The sequence below is a fragment of the Photorhabdus tasmaniensis genome, from assembly GCF_011189505.1.
In the GTDB taxonomy this organism is placed as follows: domain Bacteria; phylum Pseudomonadota; class Gammaproteobacteria; order Enterobacterales; family Enterobacteriaceae; genus Photorhabdus; species Photorhabdus tasmaniensis.
Map to the genome: position 1 here is coordinate 1 of NZ_PUJU01000095.1, position 6,690 is coordinate 6,690.

Sequence of the window (6,690 nt, forward strand, 5' to 3'; positions counted from 1 at the left end):
CACTGTTGGCTGTTCCCCTTGGTCGGGAGCCTTCCCTCCATCAATTCCGCCACATTGTTTTCTGTTTTGTTCACTGATTTCTCCGGTACTATACTCCCGTCCGACTTCCTGAACTCAATAAGGCCTCGGCTTTGACACTTAGACCTTATCGTCCCAACTGCTCACGATGGGAAACTGTTCAGGATCTCCCAGGTTCCGCGCGACGAACTTCCTCACATGCACAGGGTCTCCGACCCCGGGAGGTATGGTCAGGTTTCGCCAATACAACCTGACCATTATAGGTTTCTGCATTCCTTAACTGCATCACCACCTCCGATTTACCGATTTCGTGGCTCAATACCTGGCCTGTGAGTGCCTTCGCTAACACTTCACGACAGGAGTTACCCACAGTCGCGCATAGCTAAAGGACCGGGCGAGTGGCTAGCTCTTACCCGGAAGGGACTTTCACCCTCTGTTCTATCGCCAGCTTGCCTGGCGTACTAAGGCTCCGGTGAACTCACCTTGTCCTTCCCCTCCGGCCCATGCACGCTACTGCTTCCTTATCCTCATTTGGAGAATGACATCATGAGCCGTAGCCGATATACCCCGGAGCAAAAACAACACCATGTGACCCAATGGTGCCACAGTGACCTGACCCGAAAACAGTATTGTGAACAGCATCAGCTGAATTTTTCCTCTTTCCGGGACTGGATTGCCGACAGTAACAAAATGCGCCAACCTCCCTGCCAGACACTGCCCGCCGTCTTGCCGGTTTCACTCCAGCCCGACAACGCGCACTCCGTCACCCTGCATACCCCAGACGGGTATGCATTCACCAGTGACGGGCCGGTGCTGACTCTGGGCTATAACCTGAGCGGGCAGCTGACGGAAATTACCTGTACCGATGAAGGTGTACGTAAAAGAATATTATCCAAATAGATGGGTCAAATGTTTTATCGTCGGTTATTTAACAACGTCAGGAAAGATAAAAAGTGAATATAATCCGCGTTCGTTAAACATAAAACACGATATCCGATGATGATTAAACTTAACAAAAAGCAGGTGTTAAAAGGGATAAAAACAACGGTGAAAACTTTATACTCATTAAATCCATCGAGTAAAAAAACAACTTCCGATAACAGGTTAACTGTCATCATCATTTGAAAGCGAGAACACAAAATCATTAAACCTTTTATATCAAAAGCGGATTTAATTTAATAAATGCAACTTTTAAAAATAACCATTAATAGCATTTAATCGAAAATCATTAACCGTTAATAGCGAGTTGAAAAGAAACCCGTACGTAAAAGGATATTATTCGAATAAATGAGTATTAAAGCATTTTCTCGCCGGTTATTTAACAGCGCCAATAAAGATAGAAAGTGGATATGATTAACGTTCATTAAACGTAATCCGATGATGATTAAACCTGATAAAAATCAGGTGTCCAAAAGGGTAAAAACGACGATTAAAGCTTTATGTTCATTAAATCCATCGAGTAAAAAAACGACTTCCGATAACAGGTTAACGGTCATCATCATTTAAAAACGCGAATACTAAAGCATTAAACTTTTATATCAAAATCGGATTTAACGCAATAAATACCATTTTTAAAAATAACCATTAATAGTATTTAATCGAAAATCATTAACCGTTAATCCAAAGTTGAAAAGAAATCGCATGTAAAATAACATTACCCGAATAAACGGATATTAAAGCGTTTTTCCATCAGTTATTTAACTGCATCAGATAAGATAAAAAATGAATATAATCCGTGCTCGTTAAACATAAAACACGATATCCAATGATGATTAAACTTAACAAAAATCAGGTGTTAAAAGGGATAAAAACAACGGTTAAAACTTTATACCCATTAAATCCATCGAGTAAAAAAACAACTTCCGATAACAAGTTAACTGTCATCATCATTTAAAAACGCGAATGCCAAAGCATTAAACCTTTTATATCAAAATCGGATTTAACGCAATAAATACCATTTTTAAAAATAACCATTAATAGCATTTAATCGAAAATCATTAACCATTAATCCAAAGTTGAAAAGAAATCGCACGTAAAATAACATTGCCCGAATAAACGGATATTAAAGCGCTTTCCCAGCAGTTATTTAACAGCATCAGAAAAGATAAAAAATGAATATAATCCGCGTTCATTAAACATAAAACACGATATCCAATGATGATTAAACTTAACAAAAAACAGGTGTTAAAAGGGATGAAAACGACGGTTAAAACTTTATGCTAATTAAATCTAAAATTGAAAAGAAATCGCACGCAAAATAACATTACCTGAATAAACGGATATTAAAGAGCTTTCTCGCCAGTTATTTAACAACATCAGAAAAGATAAAAAGTGAATATAATCCGTGTTCGTTAAACATAAAACACGATATCCGATGATGATTAAACTTAATAAGAAGCAAGAGTTAAAAGAGGTGAAAACAACGATTAAAACTTTATACTCATTAAATCCATCGAGTGAAAAAACGACTTCCAATAATAGGTTAACTGTCATCATCATTTAAAAGCGCGAATACCAAAGCATTAAACCTTTTATATCAAAAGCGGATTTAATTTAACAAATGTCACCTTTCAAAATAACCATTAATGGCATTTAATCGAAAATCATTAACCGTTAATCCAAAGTTGAAAAGAAATCGTACGTAAAATAACATTACCCGAATAAACGGATATTAAAGCGTTTTCTCGACAGTTATTTAACTGCATTAGAAAAGATAAAAAATGAATATAATCCGTGCTCGTTAAACATAAAACACGATATCCAATGATGATTAAACTTAACAAAAAGCAGGTGTTAAAAGGGATGAAAACAACGGTGAAAACTTTATACTCATTAAATCCATCGAGTAAAAAAATGGCTTCCGATAACAGGTTAACGGTCATCATCATTTAAAAACGCGAATGCCAAAGCATTAAACCTTTTATATCAAAAGCGGATTTAACGCAATAAATACCATTTTTAAAAATAACCATTAATAGTATTTAATCGAAAATCATTAACCGTTAATCCAAAGTTGAAAAGAAATCGCATGTAAAATAACATTACCCGAATAAACGGATATTAAAGCGCTTTCTCGCCAGTTATTTAACAACATCAGAAAAGATAAAAAGTGAATATAATCCGTGTTCGTTAAACATAAAACACGATATCCGATGATGATTAAACTTAACAAGAAGCAAGAGTTAAAAGAGGTGAAAACAACGATTAAAACTTTATACCCATTAAATCCATCGAGTAAAAAAACAACTTCCGATAACAGGTTAACTGTCATCATCATTTAAAAGCGCGAATACTAAAGCATTAAACCTTTTATATCAAAAGCGGATTTAATTTAATAAATGCCACCTTTCAAAATAACCATTAATCGCATTTAATCGAAAATCATTAACCGTTAATCCAAAGTTGAAAAGAAATCGCACGTAAAATAACACCACCAGAATAAACGGATATTAAAGCGCTTTCTCGCCAGTTATTTAACAGCATTAACAAAAATAAAAAGCGAATATAATCCGCATTCGTTAAACATAAAACACGATATCTGATGATGATTAAACTTAACAAAAAACAGGTGTTAAAAGAGATAAAAACAACAGTTAAAACTTTATACCCATTAAATCCATAGAGTAAAAAAACGACTTCCGATAACAGGTTAATTGTCATCATCATTTAAAAACTCGAATACCAAAATATTAAAAATTTTAAATCATAAACTGCACCTGTTTAACCGTCGCACTCAGCACTGTTTTTCTGGCTTGTCAATCAAGCTACCGATTTATTTGATAAACAAACCATAGAACGTCAGCTAAATTATTGTCTTATTGCGCCATAGGCACCGACAATATTATCCAACCAGTTAAATGTATTGATATTTTTCCGGCGGACAAACGGGCATTATTGTTCAATAGAATAGGTGCTCATTCTTGTTTCCAACTAATGGCGTTATGATCACGCCGTGAGGAATACTTGCAAAAAACCTCAACGGCGTATTTTCGCAGGTTATTCTCTATAAGCCAGTAACGTTTTCTGGCACAATTGAGAGCGAACGCAATCTTCTTGATTAAAATAGATAACACTGACGATTTCATCATCTGAAAATCTTTCCAGTGCATCACGCAATCCTGATGTCACTCCGGCAGGTAAATCACATTGACTTATATCGCCATTTATAATCACAGTGATATTTTCCCCAAGCCGGGTCAGAAACATTTTCATCTGGTTAACCGTCACATTCTGGGCTTCATCCAGGATCACAAATGCATTTTCAAATGTTCTGCCTCGTATATAGGCAAAAGGGGAAATTTCTACTTTGCCAATTTCAGGCCGCAAACAATATTGCAGAAACGATGCTCCCATGCGTTTTAATAAAACGTCGTAAACCGGCCGGAAATAAGGCGCAAATTTTTCAGCCATATCTCCGGGCAAAAAACCAAGATCTTCTTCTGCCTGTAATACAGGACGTGTGACGATAATTCTGTCAACTTCCTTATTAATCAATGCGTCTGCGGCCATTGCTGCACTGATAAAAGTCTTACCGCAACCAGCCTCCCCACTGGCAATAATCAGCTTTTTATAGTTTATCGCTCGTATATAACGATGTTGAGTTTCAGTCCGGGGCAAAATTTCGGAAGAGTCCCGGTTATCACGCGCCATACCAATGGCTTCTATACCACCGAGTTGTACCAAAGAAGTCACATTATCATCATCCCGATAACGTTGATGGCGCAAATCCCTTTTCATCATCCTTTTTGTCTCTCGACGTGATTTAATCACTGCTTTCTGTCTACTCATAGCAGTAACACCTTATCGTTGTTTTTACCCACACGGTGCCATATCACCGATACAATAACTACATTGTTTCAAATAGATATCATTTCCCTTTCAGCTCATTAGCGTTACTCGCAATTATTTCCGTTTAGTGAAAACTAACGAATCAATATGACAGTATAATGACAACATTTAAGTTATGATAAATAGGTCAGGGGTTCTCCATTAGAAATAATCGACAGTATTGTCTATTGACTTTTATGGGCGATTTAACCCATTGAATAATATGACTTGATATTTGTAGTGATAAATATTCACTAATATAAGTTAATCACTTATTAGTATAGCGACTGTTAACAATTGTTGATCTATTTACTATGGTGTTGATGTATCCGGTTGCCATACGGTAAGAAAGTCATGATCTGAGATAACCCTTCTCCATCGAATGGCAACCATTTTATTAATATGCCTGCTGTTGACAACAGAGCAATATTAATTATCTCTGTTGTTAAGTACTTTTACAGTTTCCAGCTAATCGGAAGCCGGCATTTTTTGCTTCAACTTCTGTTTGAAAATAAATAGCATTCTTCTCCAAAATCGCCTTATATCCTGAACAATGGGAGAAATGATAAATTTTGCTATTGTTATTACCTTTGATTAATCCTGTATGTGACGAATCAAATGATACCCGTTTTTTCTGGCTATCTGTTTGATTAGGCTTTCCCTGCCCCTTTTTCTGCTCTGTTTGTGGAACACCGATAGCTGAATTCTTATGCCACAATTCCCATTTCCGATCACCGGTAACAAAAGGATTATGATACCCCATAATGCCGGCAATTCGGTTATCTCTCTCCTGTTCCCATTGACTTGGTGGATATTGACGATCCCAGGCCATGAATAATTGCTGCTGCTGACGTGACATAGAAAGATTGTAACGATCGTGCATATAAAAATTGATCCGGGCAATTTGCCCTTTTACTGCATTTCGCGGTTCGAACGTGCGAGATTTAGCATCAACTCTACTGCTACAAGCACCATAATCATTCGGCTTATTCTTTGGTAATATTCCATAACTGAAATTACTGCGATCACCGTTAACCTCGCCAATGGATGGAGACAAATTATGCATATCGGATTCCATTGCCCTGAAAACCGGATCTGAGGAGACACAATTTTTCCTGCCTCCTTTTTGCCAACACTGCCGCTGGTGTCCAAAAACCCAGGCAGGAACAATGTGTTCCCATTCAATCCGTTCGGCCCGGGCCCGATTCTGTTGCGACCTGATTTGATAACCACACGAAGACAAATTGACTCGTCCACCACTCTTCCCCGTCCATTGCCAATGACAACCACAATACAATGTTCCTGTATCTGACTTAAATTGATCATGATAAATACGATTACGCAGTTCAGTTTTAGCTTGTTCAAAAGTAGCCGGAGCAGCAAAAGAAGATGCAGGAGCAATTAAGCTGAAACACCCAATATAAATCGCCCAAAAATTAACTTTTCGTTTCAATGACATACCCTATTATTCAAAATATCTTTTTGATCTTTCCCTTTTATGTTGCCTCATAATCGACCTATAAGACAAATATTATTTATTTGCATTTCTTCTTAAATACTCCTTTTAAAACGAAAGGCTATCTATCACCTCTTCGTGCTTAAATCTTCTGTACACACGACCAGCGAATAATGATAACCCGCAAGTTAGCTTTCGGGAAAAATCAATGGGCAATACAAGCCAGAATCATAACCACCCGCATAGCGGGTGGTTTGCTCTTGCCCTATAAGGGCTTGTTACCGACTGCGCCTAAATGACGCTGCTTTCTCTTCGTTCAAGCTAAATGTCTTTGCTACTTTGGCTTACCCCTTGAAGGGGTCTACATGTTCTTTACTACTCAATTTGTC

The 6,690-nt window shown here is 37.4% G+C and carries 4 protein-coding genes; 1 reads left to right on the forward strand and 3 read right to left on the reverse strand.

Features of this window, described 5'->3' with window-relative positions:
• Nucleotides 1–178 precede the first annotated feature (178 nt).
• A complete protein-coding gene (locus tag C5471_RS22415) occupies nt 179–388 on the reverse strand; it encodes a hypothetical protein (protein ID WP_021327006.1) in 210 nt (69 codons plus the stop codon).
• A gap of 176 nt (nt 389–564) precedes the next feature.
• On the opposite strand from C5471_RS22415, the gene tnpA reads away from it, so the two are divergent.
• A complete protein-coding gene (gene tnpA / locus C5471_RS22420; protein WP_133815709.1) occupies nt 565–918 on the forward strand; it encodes an IS66 family insertion sequence element accessory protein TnpA in 354 nt (117 codons plus the stop codon).
• Nucleotides 919–4,014: 3,096 nt separating this feature from the next.
• Here tnpA and phoH read toward each other — a convergent pair.
• Together phoH and C5471_RS22430 are read right to left on the reverse strand one after the other, a co-directional pair.
• A complete protein-coding gene (gene phoH / locus C5471_RS22425; RefSeq protein ID WP_133815710.1) occupies nt 4,015–4,806 on the reverse strand; it encodes a phosphate starvation-inducible protein PhoH in 792 nt (263 codons plus the stop codon).
• A gap of 484 nt (nt 4,807–5,290) precedes the next feature.
• Nucleotides 5,291–6,298 carry an endonuclease gene (locus C5471_RS22430; protein WP_242688827.1) on the reverse strand — a complete coding sequence of 336 codons (1,008 nt, stop codon included), beginning with the start codon at nt 6,296–6,298 and terminating at the stop codon, nt 5,291–5,293.
• Nucleotides 6,299–6,690 lie beyond the last annotated feature (392 nt).

What these genes read in the sequence shown, in the direction of transcription:
- tnpA (WP_133815709.1), top strand. Translation starts at nt 565, where the DNA reads ATGAGCCGTAGCCGATATACCCCGGAGCAAAAACAACACCATGTGACC.
- phoH (WP_133815710.1), bottom strand. Translation starts at nt 4,806, where the DNA reads ATGAGTAGACAGAAAGCAGTGATTAAATCACGTCGAGAGACAAAAAGG.